At 42.5% G+C, this 16,838-nt stretch carries 15 protein-coding genes; 11 read left to right on the top strand and 4 right to left on the bottom strand.

All coding sequences use genetic code 11. The features are described from left to right. The first annotated feature begins 11 nt into the window (after positions 1-11). From gatB to CUU66_RS17650, 7 genes are all read left to right on the top strand, one after another. Complete coding sequence (gene gatB, locus CUU66_RS17680; RefSeq protein ID WP_101644603.1) at positions 12-1,442, top strand: Asp-tRNA(Asn)/Glu-tRNA(Gln) amidotransferase subunit GatB; 1,431 nt, start codon at positions 12-14, stop codon at positions 1,440-1,442. A 533-nt stretch (positions 1,443-1,975) separates the two neighbouring features. Continuing rightward, positions 1,976-2,911 (top strand): hypothetical protein, encoded by a 936-nt coding sequence (locus CUU66_RS17675; RefSeq protein WP_101644601.1) that lies wholly within the window; start codon positions 1,976-1,978, stop codon positions 2,909-2,911. 208 nt (positions 2,912-3,119) lie between these two features. Then, positions 3,120-4,139 carry a LacI family DNA-binding transcriptional regulator gene (locus tag CUU66_RS17670; protein ID WP_101644599.1) on the top strand — a complete coding sequence of 340 codons (1,020 nt, stop codon included), beginning with the start codon at positions 3,120-3,122 and terminating at the stop codon, positions 4,137-4,139. A gap of 72 nt (positions 4,140-4,211) precedes the next feature. Then, positions 4,212-6,311: an amylo-alpha-1,6-glucosidase gene (locus CUU66_RS17665; RefSeq protein ID WP_101644597.1), complete on the top strand. Its 2,100-nt coding sequence runs from the start codon at positions 4,212-4,214 to the stop codon at positions 6,309-6,311. Between the two features lie 466 nt (positions 6,312-6,777). Then, positions 6,778-8,040, top strand: a complete 1,263-nt coding sequence (locus tag CUU66_RS17660) for an ABC transporter substrate-binding protein (RefSeq protein WP_101644595.1) — start codon at positions 6,778-6,780, stop codon at positions 8,038-8,040. Positions 8,041-8,179: 139 nt separating this feature from the next. Beyond that, positions 8,180-9,079 (top strand): carbohydrate ABC transporter permease, encoded by a 900-nt coding sequence (locus CUU66_RS17655; protein ID WP_101644593.1) that lies wholly within the window; start codon positions 8,180-8,182, stop codon positions 9,077-9,079. Between the two features lie 23 nt (positions 9,080-9,102). After that, positions 9,103-9,930, top strand: a complete 828-nt coding sequence (locus CUU66_RS17650; protein WP_101644591.1) for a carbohydrate ABC transporter permease — start codon at positions 9,103-9,105, stop codon at positions 9,928-9,930. Between the two features lie 48 nt (positions 9,931-9,978). On the opposite strand, the gene CUU66_RS17645 is transcribed toward CUU66_RS17650, so the two are convergent. Continuing rightward, a complete protein-coding gene (locus CUU66_RS17645; protein ID WP_142383745.1) occupies positions 9,979-10,488 on the bottom strand; it encodes a hypothetical protein in 510 nt (169 codons plus the stop codon). Between the two features lie 710 nt (positions 10,489-11,198). Between CUU66_RS17645 and CUU66_RS17640 the strand changes: the two genes are divergently transcribed. Together CUU66_RS17640 and CUU66_RS17635 are read left to right on the top strand one after the other, a co-directional pair. Further along, complete coding sequence (locus tag CUU66_RS17640) at positions 11,199-12,506, top strand: hypothetical protein (protein ID WP_101644586.1); 1,308 nt, start codon at positions 11,199-11,201, stop codon at positions 12,504-12,506. Next, the gene (locus CUU66_RS17635) at positions 12,478-13,689 is read left to right on the top strand and encodes a hypothetical protein (protein WP_101644583.1); all 1,212 of its coding nucleotides are present in this window, start codon (positions 12,478-12,480) and stop codon (positions 13,687-13,689) included. The genes CUU66_RS17640 and CUU66_RS17635 overlap by 29 nt, the downstream gene beginning before the upstream one ends. A gap of 49 nt (positions 13,690-13,738) precedes the next feature. On the opposite strand, the gene CUU66_RS17630 is transcribed toward CUU66_RS17635, so the two are convergent. Beyond that, complete coding sequence (locus CUU66_RS17630; protein WP_101644580.1) at positions 13,739-14,176, bottom strand: Lrp/AsnC family transcriptional regulator; 438 nt, start codon at positions 14,174-14,176, stop codon at positions 13,739-13,741. A 131-nt stretch (positions 14,177-14,307) separates the two neighbouring features. Here CUU66_RS17630 and CUU66_RS17625 point away from each other — a divergent pair, with 131 nt between their 5' ends. Continuing rightward, positions 14,308-14,868 (top strand): cysteine hydrolase family protein, encoded by a 561-nt coding sequence (locus tag CUU66_RS17625; RefSeq protein ID WP_101644577.1) that lies wholly within the window; start codon positions 14,308-14,310, stop codon positions 14,866-14,868. Between the two features lie 34 nt (positions 14,869-14,902). Next, on the top strand, positions 14,903-15,502 hold the full coding sequence (locus CUU66_RS17620) for a histidine phosphatase family protein (RefSeq protein WP_101644575.1): 600 nt from the start codon (positions 14,903-14,905) through the stop codon (positions 15,500-15,502). 42 nt (positions 15,503-15,544) lie between these two features. On the opposite strand, the gene CUU66_RS17615 is transcribed toward CUU66_RS17620, so the two are convergent. Further along, positions 15,545-15,997, bottom strand: coding sequence for an OsmC family protein (locus CUU66_RS17615; RefSeq protein WP_101644572.1), 453 nt, complete (start codon positions 15,995-15,997; stop codon positions 15,545-15,547). A 95-nt stretch (positions 15,998-16,092) separates the two neighbouring features. Then, the gene (locus tag CUU66_RS17610; protein WP_101644571.1) at positions 16,093-16,608 is read right to left on the bottom strand and encodes a YfiT family bacillithiol transferase; all 516 of its coding nucleotides are present in this window, start codon (positions 16,606-16,608) and stop codon (positions 16,093-16,095) included. Positions 16,609-16,838 lie beyond the last annotated feature (230 nt).

Here is a 16,838-nt window from a genome sequence, read left to right as displayed (position 1 = left end):
GGATAGTGAACATGAGTTTTGATACAGTAATTGGGTTAGAAGTACACGTTGAGCTTAAAACAAATTCTAAGATTTTTTCGGCAAGCCCGAATCATTTCGGAGCGGAACCGAATACAAATACAAGCGTCATTGATCTGGGGTATCCCGGAGTGCTGCCTGTATTGAATAAAAAGGCCGTTGAATTTGCAATGAAAGCAGCTATGGCGCTTAATTGTGAGGTCGCCGAATACACGAAATTTGATCGTAAGAACTATTTTTACCCGGACAATCCGAAAGCTTATCAAATTTCTCAATTCGATAAGCCGATTGGGGAAAATGGCTGGATCGAAATTGAGGTAAACGGCAGCAAGAAGAAAATCGGCATCACTAGAATTCATATGGAGGAAGATGCCGGCAAGCTGACACATACCGGAGACGGCTATTCTTTAGTGGATTACAACCGCCAGGGAACTCCGCTTGTAGAAATCGTTTCAGAGCCGGATATATCTTCTCCAGAGGAAGCTTATGCATACCTCGAAAAGCTAAAATCGATTATACAATATACCGGTGTGTCTGACTGTAAAATGGAAGAAGGCTCACTTCGCTGCGATGCAAATATTTCGCTGAAGCCAGCCGGCCAGAAAGAATTTGGAACAAAAACAGAGCTCAAAAACCTAAACTCCTTTAACTTTGTAAAAAGAGGGCTGGAGTACGAAGAAAAGCGCCAGGCAGAAGTACTGCAGGCTGGAGGGACCATTGATCAGGAAACACGCCGGTTTGATGAGGCTACAGGAAAAACATTGCTCATGCGTGTCAAAGAAGGTTCAGATGATTACCGCTACTTCCCTGAACCCGATTTAGTGCCTGTAATCATTGATGAAGAGTGGAAAGCCCGTATCCGCGCAGAAATTCCTGAGCTTCCAGATGAGCGCAAAAAGCGCTACACGGAGGAATTTGGCCTTCCGGCATACGATGCCGCGGTCCTCACAGTGACAAAGGAAATGGCTGACTTCTTTGAAGCTGCTGTAACAGCTGGAGCGGATCCAAAGCAGGCATCCAACTGGATCATGGGTGAGGTATCAGCATACCTCAACGCTGAAGGAAAGGAACTTCATGATGTAGCTCTTACTCCGGAAAGCCTTGCTGGTTTGATTAAATTGATTGAAAATGGAACCATTTCTTCAAAAATAGCTAAGCAGGTCTTTAAGGATTTAATTGAAGAGGGCGGCAATGCTGAGGAAATTGTAAAAGCAAAAGGGCTGGTCCAAATCTCTGATGAAGGAACCCTTCGCAAAATCATCAATGAAGCACTTGATAAAAATCCTCAATCCATTGATGACTTTAAAAACGGGAAGCAAAAAGCAATTGGTTTCCTGGTAGGACAAATCATGAAAGCGACGAAGGGGCAGGCCAATCCTCCTCTTGTTAACAAACTTCTTGTAGAAGAAATCCAAAAAAGATAAGAACAAGGCATTCCGGAAATAGTCTGGGATGCCTTTTTTGCGAGGATTGACCGTCATTTAATTAGGTGCATAGCCCATGTGAAAAAGATCGAGCAAAAGAGCACCGAGTATCACAAATCGAGCACAACGTAATCAAAATTGCGCAAACCCCTCCACGTGCGTCACATACAGAACTTCGAATCCAGCCCTCTATGGACAACATGAAAATATCTTACTGATTTTTATTTAAATAAGGCTGTTTTCGCAAACTTTGTTGTTATTGAATAAGGGGGTGATTTCCACTACAGGATGCTCGCTTTCCGCGGGGCGGTCGCTGAGCCTCCTCGGCTTCGCCTGTGGGGTCTCACCTGTCCCGCTGCTCCCGCAGGAGTCTCGCACCTTACGTTCCAATCAACCTGTTTAACAATAGGGTAGGTTCACAGAACTTATAAAAAACAACAATCTTTTAGAAAAGAGCCTTAAATAAAAAGGTAAAGGCTGGATTCTGCCGAATTATTATGTAGGATATTTATAAAAAAGGAGATAATGGCGACATGAACATGCTGACCCGTAATCAATTTGAGAAAGCTTCAGCCTTTATCAAAGCAAATGCCCGGCGGCTGGATGTGAGCTTATTTGAATATTATTTTGAAAACGGAAGTGCGGAAAAGGTGATAAAAGAGTTAGGGGAATTTCAGAATGAAGATGGCGGATTTGGGCAGTCAATTGAACCAGATTTCCGCCTGGCTATATCCTCCCCAATGGCAACTACTATAGGTCTTCAATATGCAAGAGAGTTACGAATGAATTCGGAACATCCTTTGATTAAAAAAGCAGTAACATATCTGCTGGAAAGCTATGACACTGAGGCAAAAGGCTGGCAAGGTGTGCCTGAAGCTGTAAACTCTGTACCACACGCCCCTTGGTGGAACTATGATGTGGAGAAAGGACATTGTGGTACTCATGCATCATGGGCTAATCCAAATGCAGAAATAACCGGATACCTTCGGGAATATTCGGAAGGGGTTCCGAAGCCTTTTCTAAGTTTCATTACAAAATTAGCCCTGCAGGAATTACAAGACGCGACTATTAAGATGGAGATGCATGACTTTTTATGTTTTCAGAGGTTTGCGGAAACACTTCGTGACGAGGAGAAAGAAGCGGCAGTGAGTAAATTGCGAAAATCAGCCCGCGAAATTACAGGGCATAACGCAGAAGACTGGCAGGGGTACGGTCTTAAGCCTTTACAAATAGTTTCGGGACCAAGTTCAGCCTACTCTGATTTATTTAAGGAGGAAATACCCGCCCAGCTTGACTATGAGATTGATTCCTTAAGTAAAGAGGGTTCCTGGAATCCAAACTGGTCCTGGTTTGGGGAGTTTGAGGAAGAATGGAAAATAGCAGAAAAAGACTGGAAAGGCCAGTTGACCGTCAAGATGCTTAAAACGTTGAACGACTTTGGAAGGATCGAGACGAGAAACAGCATGTGAAGGGATGAACCGGTATTTGAGAGTACTCTATACCGGTTTTATTAACTTAATTTCTGAAGAAGTCACTAAGACACAGAATATCGCAAATTACAAAACAAAAGTCAAATTAATGCGAATTTTATTAAAAAAATATTGTAATCGTTTTCAAAATAAGTTACTATTCAAATGAAGTGGTTCCGAAACGTTTTGGATTCTGGAGGAAATTTTAATGACTACTATAAAAGACATCGCTCGAGTCACAGGAGTTTCAGTCACTACCGTCTCCAGGGCATTGAACGGTTACTCTGATGTTAACGAGAAAACACGCCAAAAAATTATCAGGGTATCAAAAGAAATGAATTACAGCCCCAATACGCATGCTCGCAGCCTGGTCATGAACAAATCAAAGACTATTGGATTACTAGTATCCGGGCTGGTTAAATCCAGTGTAAAAGACAATTTTACATTGCAAATTCTGGCAGGGATTAACCAATTTACAGCGGATTCGGATTATGATCTTGTCTTATTCAGTACTACATCCACCAAACAGCGGGAAAAAACTTACTCACAGCTCTGTAAAGAACGAAGAGTTGATGGTGTAATCATCCAAGGCATCAGGACCGATGATCCTTATCTGCTAGAGGTAGTGGAGAGCAATATTCCCTGTGTTTTAATTGACATCCCAATCAACTCAAATACGGTTGGCTATATCACCACAGATAATGTGGAGGGCGCAAAAAAAGCTGTCAATCACTTGATTGGTCTCGGACATAAAAAAATAGCAATGATGAATGGCCATGAATTTGCATTTGTCAGTAAAAACAGACTAGAAGGATTTAAAGAAGCTTTAGTGGAAGCGGATTTACCCATACACAATGAATGGATCGTGAATGGAGAGTTTAGTGAAGAAGCAGCTGAAGAAAAGGCATTAGAGCTGTTAACTGAGCATCCGGACATAACAGCCATATTCTGTGCCAGCGATTTAATGGCATTGGGAGTTATGAAAGCAGCAAAGAGACTTGCCATCGATGTACCTAACGGATTATCAGTCATTGGCTATGATGATATTTTACTGGCTTCATATGTTACTCCAGCCCTGACAACGATATCCCAAAACATTTATGAAATGGGATACGGAGCAGCTAAACAACTAGTACATACACTAGAAGAGGGAGCGGAGCCAAACGTTATTACACTGGGTACAGAATTAAAGGTACGCGATACAACGGGCCCCTGTTTACGCAGATAAAACAGACGTCTTTTAGAATAAAACCGAAACGTTTTGGTAAATTCCAAAACGTTTCGGTCAGAGGAGGCACTCATGGATTATAGAGTTATTAAAGAAAATGACTTATTTTTATTAACAGACGATAAAGGAAATATTCCTGGAAATCATCCTTATGGACTGGGGCTTTATACAAAGGATACACGGTTCTTGAGCAGATTGGATATTCGAATAAACGGAGAAGAACCTATTTTATTATCCTCTGATGCTGCGGAAAATTATATGGCAGAAATACTATTAACGAACCCTCATATGGAAAAGGACGGGAACTTGATTTTATGGAGGGAGAGTATTGAAATAAAACGCACTCGTTTCATATATGATGGAGTGCTATATGAAACCATCAATGTTAAAAACTATTTCCCGAAAGCAGTTCAATTTACCCTTAGTGTCATTATGGATGCTGATTTCTTAGACATGTTTATTGTCCGCGGGTTCCAAAATGGCCACATTGGCCAGCGTACCGGACAAATTGTGGACGGCAGTTCACTAACATTTACATATATGGGTGCAGATGATGTATATAGAGCTACTGTAGTTTCCTGGGATAAACCGGCTTCATCCATTGAGGATACAGGCGGCATCCTGTTTGAATTCCAATTGGATCCTTCAGAAGAGCAATCAGTCACTTTGGTTATAGCACCGCAAATTGGAGAAGACAAAAGAACTTTCGTAATGAATAAGAAAGATGCCCTGCAGCAATTACAGGATTCATATGCAGCCTGGAGTAACAAGATTACAAAGGTAAGTACCGACTTTAAACCGTTACAACGGCTGGTGGACAGAGGCATTGATGATTTAAGGGTGCTTCTGACAGATGTAGGTTACGGAGAATTTCCGGTTGCAGGACTGCCATGGTTCGGCGTTCCATTTGGGAGAGACAGTTTGATTGCGGCCTTGCAAATGCTGTCTTTCAACCCTGAAGTGGCGAAAGGAACACTGTTAACAATGGCGCATAATCAGGGCCTGGATGTTAACCCATGGAGAGACGAGCAGCCCGGAAAGATCATGCACGAAATTCGTTATGGGGAATTAGCAGTAACCGAGCAAATTCCATTTACACCTTATTACGGCACAATTGATGCAACGCCTTTATTCCTGATTCTGCTCACAGAGTATGTTAAATGGACTGGTGATTTAAACCTTGCATCCGAGCTTGAAGCAAACATCGAAGCAGCTTTAAATTGGATCGACCAATATGGAGACCGAGATGGTGACTTATTTGTTGAATATCATCAGGAGTCAAGCAAAGGAATAGCCAATCAGGGGTGGAAGGATTCCGGAGATTCCGTAGTCCATCGCTCAGGCGATTATGCCGAAACACCAATTGCCTTAGCAGAAGTACAAGGCTATGTGTATCAGGCAAAAATGGGCATAGCTCAATTATTTGATAAATTGAATAAAGCTGAACGCGCTGCGGTTCTTCGTCAGCAGGCTGAAAAACTTAAAAAGCGTTTTGATGCGGAGTTCTGGATGGAAGAAGAAAGTTATTATGCGATAGCGCTTGATGCAGATAAGAAGCAGGTTCAATCGATTACATCTAATCCTGGTCATGTTTTATTTTCCGAGATGCTTGATGCAGAAAAAATAAATGCTGTCATCCAAACGCTACTATCACCAAAAATGTTCTCGGGATATGGAATCCGCACGATGGGTGAAGGGGAAGCAGGATATAATCCAATGAGCTACCATGATGGAAGTATCTGGCCCCATGATAACAGCATGATTTTACTGGGGATGAGCAAGATAAACCGCCAGGATGCTTCTCTCAAAGTCATAGAGGGACTTATTCAAGCGGCTGGACATTTTGAATATGACCGACTGCCTGAATTATACTGCGGTTACGATTCTTCTATAGGAAAAGTGGTTAAGTATCCAGTCGCATGTTCACCCCAGGCATGGGCAGCAGGCACACCGCTGGTATTCATTCAGACCCTGCTCGGATTATTCCCGGATGCTTTAAACAGGAGTATTCGGATTGCCCCAAGACTTTTGTCCGGCATGAACGAGCTGACTGTACATCATATTTCTATCGGAGAAGGGCATGTATCCGTCTCCGTTACAAGAACAGATGAAGGGTTAAGTGTAAGCGTTTTAGAAAATACAACAGGCTATGATATTTTCAAAGACTGTTAACATCCAAGTTTCATTGTAAAGCCAAGAAGGTTCTTTAGGAGAACAATCTCCTTTAGATATAGGCTGTGTTAAATTTCATTGTTGATTACGCCTCAACTCGTGCGGGATATGCGGTATTGTCCAGTCCAGGACTGACACCTTCGGTCATAAGCCGATCGCCATCAAAAGGCAAAAAGCGCCTTTCGCTGCCGATCGCCATCAAAAGGCAAAAAGCGCCTTTCGCTGCCGCTCGTCTTATGTCTGAGGTGTCTGGCTTTCAAAATTACAGTTTATTAATTGAGTTTGTTCATTACCGTTCTTTTAATAGAAATACTTTGAAAGTGACCGTCCTGCGCTTTCCTAATAAGGGAGACCACACGGGCTCCCGGACCGCCCCGCGAAAAAGCGAGTGCCTGCTAGCGCAATCAATACGCACGTTTAACACAGCTAAGATATAAAAAACGCAAAAACGAAAGGGGTATTTCTAATGAAAAGGAAGAAATGGCTGGCCTCTCTAGGGATTACATCTATTCTTGCTGCAAGCATCCTGACAGGCTGCAGCGGCAGTGAAGAAACATCGAAGGACGAGGGAAGTAAAGACGGAAGTAAAAAGGTAGAGGTTTCTTTAGCTGGCTGGGGAGGTAATCCTACTGAAGAAAAATTACTGAAACAGACTTTGTCAGACTTCGAGGCAAAGCATCCTAACATCGACGTTAAACTGGAAATCATCACTGAACAATATATGGATGTAATGAAAACCCGCTTAATCGGCGGCAAGGGCCCGGATGTATTTTACTTGGACGCTTTTGAAGCACCCGGCCTGATCGAAACGGGTGTTATTGAACCGCTTGATGAATATGTTAAGAAGGATTTCGATGTAGAAGATTTCGAAAAGCCTCTGCTAGAATCCTTCCAAGTTGATGGGAAAACTTACGGTTTCCCTAAAGACTATTCCACCCTGGCCTTATTCTACAACAAAAAAATGCTGCAGGATGCCGGTGTAGAAGTGCCGAAAACTTGGGATGAATTCCGTGAAGCCGCTAAAAAGCTTACAAAAGACAAAGTGTATGGATATGGAGTAGCTCCAGAGCTTGCGCGTATGTTCTGGCTGGCGCAATCTAAAGGCGGCGATGTTGTAAAAGACGGAAAAGCTAATTTCGCAACAAAAGAAGTGGAAGAGGCGATAAAGCCGATTATTGACATGCATAATGTTGATAAATCTGCCGTTGAACCAAAAGAAGTAGGTGTTACCTGGGGCGGAGAGATCTTTGGACAGCAAAAAGCCGCAATGGTCATTGAAGGGAACTGGGCGATTCCTTACCTAAAAGATACATTCCCAGATGTTGATTACGGTACAGCAGAAATACCAGCTGTCGGCGACAAGAAGTCTACAATGGCCTACACAGTTGCATATGTGATGAATGCAGCTTCTGAGAAAAAAGAAGCCGCCTGGGAATTACTTTCTTACTTAACAGGAAAAGAAGGCATGGAAACATGGACCAGCAAAGGCTATGCACTGCCAACCCGTAAATCGGTTGCTGAAAAACTTGGATATGACAAAGATGAACTTCGCGGTCCACTGGTTGCAGGAGCACCCTATGCTACTGTTTGGGCAGAAGGGTCTAATCTTCCAATCATTGTAAATAATTTTAATAATCAATTTATGAGTGCATTCCTAGGAAAAACTCCGCTTGATAAGGCATTAAAGGAAGCTCAAAAGCAGGCGAATAGTGAAATAGAATCTAAGTAATGAATGATGGGAGGGGGTAGTTTTGCCCCCTTTCCATATCAGTTCTGTAGTTCTGTTTCTGCTTATGTCCCTCTCGGACTTCGGCAGAAACAGAATTTACAGGCATACACTTTTATTAAACATAAGGAGTTGATTGAATATGAGGGGAAAATCTTCTAAGAAAGCTCTGCGTGAAGCTGGGCAAGGGTTCCTTTTCATGTCACCCGCATTAGTTGTTTTATTGTTATTTATTATTGGACCAATTCTTTTTGTTGTGTTTCTTTCATTTCATAAAGTACAGCTTCTTGGAAATGTAAGCTTTGATTTTGTTGCATTTGATAACTTTAAGAGATTGCTGGATGATACGAGGGCGAAAATTGCCTTATGGAATACCTTTAAATACGTAATTATTGTGGTTCCTTGCCAAACCCTCCTGGCGCTCATTCTGGCTGCTACCTTAAATGCAGGCCTAAAAGGGCAGACATTTTTTAGAATTGTATACTTTCTGCCAACTTTAACCTCTTCAGCGGTGCTCACTTTAATTTTTATGTGGATGTACAACAAAGAAGGGCTTATCAACAAACTTTTGGATTTTCTCGGATTGCCAACATACAACTTCCTTGGTGATCCGGGGATTGCGCTAAATGCTATTATGGCCATGAATATTTGGTCAACAGCACCATTCTTTATGGTCATCTATTTAGCTGCCCTGCAGGACATACCGGATTCCCTCTATGAGGCAGCCGAATTGGACGGAGCTAATGCACTTCAAAAGTTTTGGCTGATTACAGTACCTCAGCTAAGACCTGTAACTTCCTTTGTTGTGATTATGGGACTAATTGGGACATTCCAGCTGTTTGATCAATCCTACATATTCTCCGCTGGATCAGGAGGCCCCGACAACTCAACGCTGACAGTCGTGCTCCTGGTATATCAGTATGCATTTAAAACTCTTGGAACCATGGGTTATGCGGCAGCTCTCGCATTCCTGCTTGCTATTGTTATACTGACTGCCACCTTAATCCAGCGTAAATTTTCTAAAGAAGAGTCACTTTACTAGCCATAAAAAAGGAGGCAAAGTCAATGAAAAAGAAAATGGGAATTGGAAAATTACTGCTATATACCATATTAGTTTTATATGCTCTGACAACAATTATTCCTTTTTTATGGGCACTATCATCTTCATTTAAGAGTTTACAAGAGATTGTTAGTGGAGGCATAAATTTTATTCCCAAAAATTTTACGCTGGGCAATTATAAAACGATCTTTATCGAGGAAGAATTATTTCCCAGATGGATGTTTAATAGCCTTTTTATCGCGGTCTCCGTGACCCTCTTAAATTTACTCTTTAATTCAATGGCAGGTTATGCACTCGCAAGGTTGAACTTTCCCGGTAAAAAGGCTTTATTTATAGGGATTTTAGGAGTTTTAATGATTCCTGCACAAGTGACCATGATTCCAAACTATTTAATTCTAAAAGAATTAGGCTGGCTAAACTCCTATCAGGGCATGATTGTACCGGCGATGATCAACGCCACCTACATCTTTATGATGCGCCAGTTCTTCGTTAATTTCCCGAAAGAGCTGGAAGAAGCGGCTGAACTAGATGGATTAGGTAAATTCGGTACCTTCTTCCGTATTGTAATGCCTCTCGCAAAACCGGCACTGGCAGCTCAGGCAATCTTTATTTTTATGGGATCCTGGAATGACTTTATGCGGCCGCTGATTGTAATGACTGATGCAGAGATGTTCACCCTTCCGTTAGGGCTGAATACCTTTAAGGGACAATTTGTAAGCTATTGGAATTATATTATGGCAGCTTCCATGGTGTTTACACTGCCCGTATTAGTGATTTATGCATTCTTTAACCGATATTTTATAAAGGGAGTTTCATTTACGGGAGGAAAATAATTTGGCACCTGAGAGGCCCTGGATCATTAATCCAGGGCTCTTTTGCTGTTATTGGAAACTAATGGGCTGGTATGAATGGACTTTAATGGGTTCATTAAGATAAAAAAAATACAGATTTTTATAATCCCAGGCATATCTACTAGAAGAGAAGTATTTTTCTAAGGGAAATACGTGGATTTTCTTATGATTTACGTAAGCGTGTCTGCCCTCAGGGATCGTAGTCAATCCGTAAACGAGCTTGTTATTAACAAAGTAATTGGCATCTTTTTTAAAGGTTGATTCATATAAATTGAATCCTGTCTCCAGGGTTGTGCTGAATTTGCCAAGGAACTCCTTGGTTTTGAATACCCCTATTTTGTGAGGAGAATCAAAGATGACAAGAGTGTAGGGACTGTCTGGTATTTGGACAATCTGGTGTTTTTGGCTGGCAGAGGAATTGTCCTCCTGCTTAATGGTTTTGAGGATAGCTGCCTTTGCACTTGGAGATGCTGGGAAGTTAGAAAAAGAAGGCTGTTTTCGCAAACATTGTTGTTTTTGAACAAGGGGGTTGATTTCCACTACAGGATGCTCGCGGACCTTAGGGGCGGGCGCCCGAGCCTCCTCGGCTTCGCCTGTGGGGTCTCACCTGATCGAAAAGCGGAGGACGGTGCTTTTCAAGAAAAGTTCCATCCAAAAGCTGAATGATGATCTTTTTTAAAGTAGAGGCAAGACACTAAAAGAAAAGCAGACACCTGATAAAGAAGACTTGCTGATTGGCAAGCGATAGCGAAGACAGAAGCTTAGTCGCCCTTACCACGCTTGAACGGCCACGTCCTGTGGCCCCGCCTGGCTCGCACATCCTGTGCATCGTGCGTTAGCCCGGCATAAGACGAGCGGCAGTGAAAGGCCGATTTTGCCTTTTAATGGCGATTGGCTTATGACCGAAGGTGTCAGTCCGGAGCTGGACAATACCCGCTGCTCCCGCAGGAGTCTCGCACCTTACGTTCCAATCAACCTGTTAATCAATAGGGTAGGATCACATAACTATTAAAAAAAAAACAACAATCCTTTAGAAAAGAGCCAAAAAGAAAGACATAAAAATAAAAGCTGTGGAACAAAAAGGAATCTATATTTTCTTTAGAATGTCTGCTCCCCCTAGGAATTGTAATTATTGGAATCTGGTACATTACTCATTTTTATGGGTATATACATAGAAGATAGTTACTATTATACATTTGTTACCACAAATAGGAAAAATGCGGGTTTTTTAACAATATGAGGTGTATATAATGAATGACAATGAATTATTGCCTTTGGCTGTGTGGAATTGCCTGGATATAGAGGAGGCGAAGGGCGGTTTAAAGAAATATGCCGAAGCCCAATTGAGTTCATTTGTTTCGAGGATTTCAGATCTTCCTGCCCCTGGGGAAACACTTCTGTGTGTAATTCCTATCAGTGGAAGGATCAGCAGACAAGCCAGATATAAACTGGAACAGAAACTTACGGATTTGATTGAAAGTGCTCTTCCAGATAAATGGAAAGCCGATATGTACTTAATAAAGAAGAAGTCTTCTCTAAAGGCTTTAATGAATGAAGCAGAGATGCTGATTCATAAGATATCATTTTTTTATCCCTATGAAACAATTATTCAGCTAACCGGTACAGGAGATAATGACTGTTTTCAGGCAGTATTCATAGAAAGTGTCAGACAGCTTGGGAGCCGTCATGGCTTCCTTTTTGACAAAGAGGGACAATCGCAAATCTCTATTTCCAGATCTGTTGTTTCGAATCGTTCCTGGAAGCTGCAGATCCGCAGTTTTCTCATGGAATACGACTTTGCCGGAGCTATTGAACTAGTAAAAGATAAGGTTGAAGCCCCTAAGTCTATGGAGTTCATTCTGAAAATGATGGATAGCAGAATGAACTTTTGCTTTAAGGAAGCTCATCAATACTTACAGGAGTGTGAAAAGCTTCTGGGAGCGGATGAACCAGTTTTAAAAGAAACAAAGAAGATTCTTCATAAACTCCTTTCCAAAGAAGGAAGAGAAAAGGATCTGGCACTAATCGAAGAATTGTACAGACAGATGGAAATTTGCATTGAACTGGATGATCTTCCTGCCTTTCTGACAAGATTCTACCGTGCCCGTGAAGCCATCCTTCTATTTCTTTTGGTACATGGAGCAAAAGATAAGGATTCGGCAGCACAGGTCAAAAAGTCATCCATTTATCAGCTGATTGAGGAACTAGAGAAGAAATATGAAAACGGGGATGTAGAAAATTACATTGGGGCTTACTTTTACCTAAAAAGCTTGAATGTAGCTCATACACTTCAAGTGAGAAACCAGAGCTTTATCGGGCATGGAAGAGAGGAAATAAAGTCAGCGGAACTCTGGCATTCCTACTTTGGCACAAAGCGGACCACTGTCTCCCGTGCGAAAAGAAGGTTCCTTCTGGAGTCCAATATGATGCTTGGGGACCTTGGTGCGGCCATAGATGATAATTACTCTGATTTAATTGATTATTTGCTGAAACTAGAATTGGACATACAGCCGAAAGGACAGGAGTCGAATGAAAAATCACGTGTTCTGCCTCTGTAAAGGGCGAAATATCTCATTTCTTGAGGAGATACCTGCACTGAATAAACCAAAATCTATCTTGCATCTCTTAATTCCTGAATCTGAGGCACAGCCGGACATTCCTGCTTCTATTGGTGATTATAAAGTTCATCGGCTATCAAACGAATTGGAGAATGCTGAAAAAGAGATAGAGCAGATTCTGGCGGACCAGGTAGGAGAAAAAGATAAAATGTATCTAAGACTCGGTGAGACTCCGGACATTTACCAGATGATTTTTATGCAGATCCTTCTTGAGCGGTATGGGAAATCGTCCTATTTTATAAAAGGAAGTGAGATTGTTCCCGGATTTACGGCAGAGGACAAGATACAGGATTTATATGCCCGCCTTCATGATTTAATTTGCAAAAGAAACTATCATTCGGCAGGAAAGCTAGTATACAACAGCTTTCAAAGCCCCGAGCTTACCAAAATGCTTATTTTCGGTGAAAGGCTTAAGAGTCTTGACCTTGCCGTGGCAGACGGCCAGGAAGATTATTTCGACTTATTAATCGAGACACTTAGGGAAATGGATGAAGATGATGAGCTCATTGATTATGCCGTCAGAATGAAGAATTTGCGGAACCGGGATCAGAAAGCGTTTATCTCTTACCTGCACAACTCAGCGGCCAGATTGTTTGAAGAAAATAAGTTAATCGACTTTGTCGTTTTATATTATCGGCTTGCAGAGGAGCTTCTGCTGTTTGCGTTAGGCTGGGACATCGATTGGGACAAGCCCGGACATTCGTTTGTTTATAGGAAGGAAGCCTATTTTAAACTCGACTTCCCAGACAAGGAGCGTGTGACAAGACATTTTCATAGTTATTTGCGCACATTGGAGAAACACGTAAAGAGGCTTGAAAAGAAAAGTGAAAGAAACCAGGTTGATCAATATTTCATAGAGCTTTATCGCTTGTTCAGTAAGGAAGAGTTCCAGGAAATCCTAAAACTCCGGCATGCAGGCGTCAGCGGACATGGTTTTTGTGATTTTTCGAAAGAGCAGTTTAACAACATTTGCGAGATGGATCCTTTAGAAAAAATGGAACCTATATTCAGCTTTTTAAATATACCATTTGAAGATGGACTGTTCGAACTCGTGGAAAAAAGCTCACTTTATCTGGCGAGAAAAGAGTTGGAAACGGGAAGGCAGGAAAGTAAAGGAGCTTAACCCGAGTTTATGGAAAGATACCCCCTTTCATAGAAAGGGGGTATCTTCATCATCCAAGAATGGAGGATTCCATTTGAACCTTAGATAAAACTATATGAGTGGTTGTCTGGGCAAGACCGCTGATTTCATCAATCACTTTTTCAATTTCTTCAAGTTTCTGCACCGTAAGCATCACAATGTAATCAGCAGGACCTGCCATTCTGTAGCACCACTCCGCATTAGGGTGAATCCTCATCAGTCTTCGGAATTCCTCACACATCCCGTGCCGGGTCGTAACCTGAATGATGGCACGGATGGAATAGCCTAAAGTGCTGTAGTTCAATTTTGCCGTATAGCCTTCTATGACGCCCTCTTCCTCAAGCCTTCGCACCCGCTCTGCTACAGAAGGCGCGGACAAATTCACCTGCTTTGATAATTCACGGATTGAAAGCCGTGAATTTGCAACCAGACACCGTAAAATATGTTTATCAATTTCGTCGATTTTCAAATGAAAACCCCCCTCTATATTTTTTATTTTATATGAAACGTTTGCAGTACTAAATACCTTTTTTATGAGAAGGAAATTTAGCAAATGGTTGAATAAAATAAAGATAGATTTAAGAAAAGGGGAGATAAATAATGGTTGCATTTGGAAAAAATTCTGCTTTACTTATTATTGATGTACAAAAAGGGTTTGATTCAGAAAAATGGGGAGCCCGGAACAACCCCCAAGCTGAAGAGAATATCTTTAGCCTTTTGAATCATTGGAGGACACGAGGACTTCCTGTTATTCATACTCAGCACTTATCGCGTAATCCCCGCTCTCCATTATTCCCTGGCCATGAAGGCTGCGAAATAAAAGAGCTTGTTCTTCCACTAGATGGTGAAGCTGTATTTCAAAAGAATGTGAACAGCGGCTTTATCGGCACCGGACTAGAGGAATATTTACGAAAGAATCACATAGATACACTGGTTATAACGGGCTTAATTACACCGCATTGTGTTTCTACAACAGCGAGAATGAGCGCAAACTTAGGATTTACGACTTATGTAGTTTCGGATGCATCTGCCGCCTTTGATATTGTCGGGCATAACGGAGTTCTTTATAAGGCAGAAGAGGTACATAACCTCTCACTTGCTACGATCCATAAGGAATTTGCAGAAATAGTAAGCACTGAAGACATTTTAGCCGGGAAATAATCGGGAAATGGGGGACTGTCCCCGGGGAGGTTCTATGAAATTACTATTGATCAGGCATGGAGAATCGGAGGCGGACCTGCTGCATGTTCATGAGGGAAGAGCCGACTTCAGCTTAACGGAAAACGGAAGGTGGCAGGTTCATAAATTAGCAGCTTTCCTAAAAGAAAACTATAAGATTGATAAGCTTTACAGCAGTACGTTGAAGAGGGCTGCTGAAACGGCTGGAATTATCGGTGAGGCGCTTAATCTCGATGTGGAATTGCGCGGGGAGTTGATGGAACATAATAACGGCGCGCTCGCTGGACTTAAATATGATGAAGTTGAAGAACGCTATCCGGCTCCCGAGGGCGGTTATAAAATGCATGAATGTGTACCAGAGGGAGAGACGGAAATTGAGTTTCGGGCACGTATCGAGGGAGCGTTTTCCCGTATACTTGCCGATAACGGGTATGGGACGCTTGCGATTGTATCCCATGGCGGAGCGATCAGCCGGATGATGCAGGCATTTTTCAGGCTCCCATTTAACGTTGAACACTATGTATTAACAGGAGATACAGGTATCCATCTTTTAGAGGATAGAGGCACTCAGCGAATCGTTCATTTTATGAATTCTACGGAACATCTTCGAAGATAAGAAAAGAGAGCTGGCCCGAATATTGGGCCGGCTCTCTCTTTTTTAAGAGGATAAGTTTGTAACTTCAGGCTCGAGCTCAATTGCTACGTTCCCGGCAACAGCCCGTGAAATCATGCACGAAACTTCTGCCTTTTTTGCCAGTTTTAGCGCCAGTTCATGGTCTTTCTCGCTGGCGTCCCGCTTCAGGACGATGCGCGGGCGGTGGATGATCTTTTTGTATGTGATGACCCCGGAGGTTACGTCAACGATTCCTTCAGACTCCATCGTAAGATCTTCTTTATCTAAATTGCTTCGCTGCATCATCGCAGCAAGCGTAATAATATAGCAGGTTGCAGCTGCTCCGAGCAGCATTTCATCAGGATTTGTGCCAACTCCCGGCCCATCCATCTCAGGCGGAATGGATATCTTCGTCTTCAAATTACCTGCCTCAATCTCCCCCACATCATTGCGGAGCCCTGGCCACACGGCCTTTAAATGAAAAGAATGTAATGCCATCACTAATCCTCCTAACACAACAATTAAGAGTAATCATAGCACTAAACAACCCTCCAAATAAAGTGAGCAGGCTTGTGGGAAATGGGGACAGTCCCCTACTTAATGGAGTTGATATGGGCGGTGTGGTGCCGCGAGTGCCAGGAGTAGAGGGCCAGGGTTGTGTATAGGTCCAGTGTGGTCTGGAGCTCTGGATGAATGAATTTTCGTCTTTTGAGATCTTCCAGGGATAGGGATTTGAGCAGTACTTCCCAGCGTTTATGCAATCCTTCAAGGATCTGAAGAGATGCGTGGATGTCTGTGGAAATCGAATCGGGCATTAAAGCCCAGTCACCTTCGCTGTATGGCTTAATGGTCGGGAAATCTTCCGTTAGGCTGAGCTTGAATCGGATAAAGGCATTCATGTGGCTGTCAGCAAGATGATGCACCACCTGCCGGGCCGTCCAGCCGCCTTCTCTATAAGGTTTATCGAGCTGTTCCTGTGATAATCCTTTCAGGGCTTCTTTCATTCTCCCTGGGGCAGCGGCGATGTCATAAATCCAGGCATCCTTCTGCTCTTCTGAAATAACATGTGGAACTACAAATCTTCCTATTGGATATTTTTGATCTTCCATACTCAACTCTCCCCTAAAGACGCTCTATTCATTAACTGAAAATTTTTTAGAAACAAGACAGTGACTGAATGAACCAGGCTGCATCATTAAAAGGCTCTTTTCTAAAAGATTGTTGTTTTTTAATAGTTATGTGATCCTACCCTATTGATTAAAGGGTGATTGGAACGTAAGGTGCGAGACTCCTGCGGGAGCAGCGGGACAGGTGAGACCCCACAGGCGAAGCCGAGGAG

It is taken from the genome of Peribacillus deserti (assembly GCF_002863585.1).
GTDB lineage: Bacteria > Bacillota > Bacilli > Bacillales > DSM-1321 > Paraperibacillus > Paraperibacillus deserti_A.
Note: the sequence above shows the minus strand (reverse complement) of the source record. Positions and strands in the feature narration are given on the sequence as shown.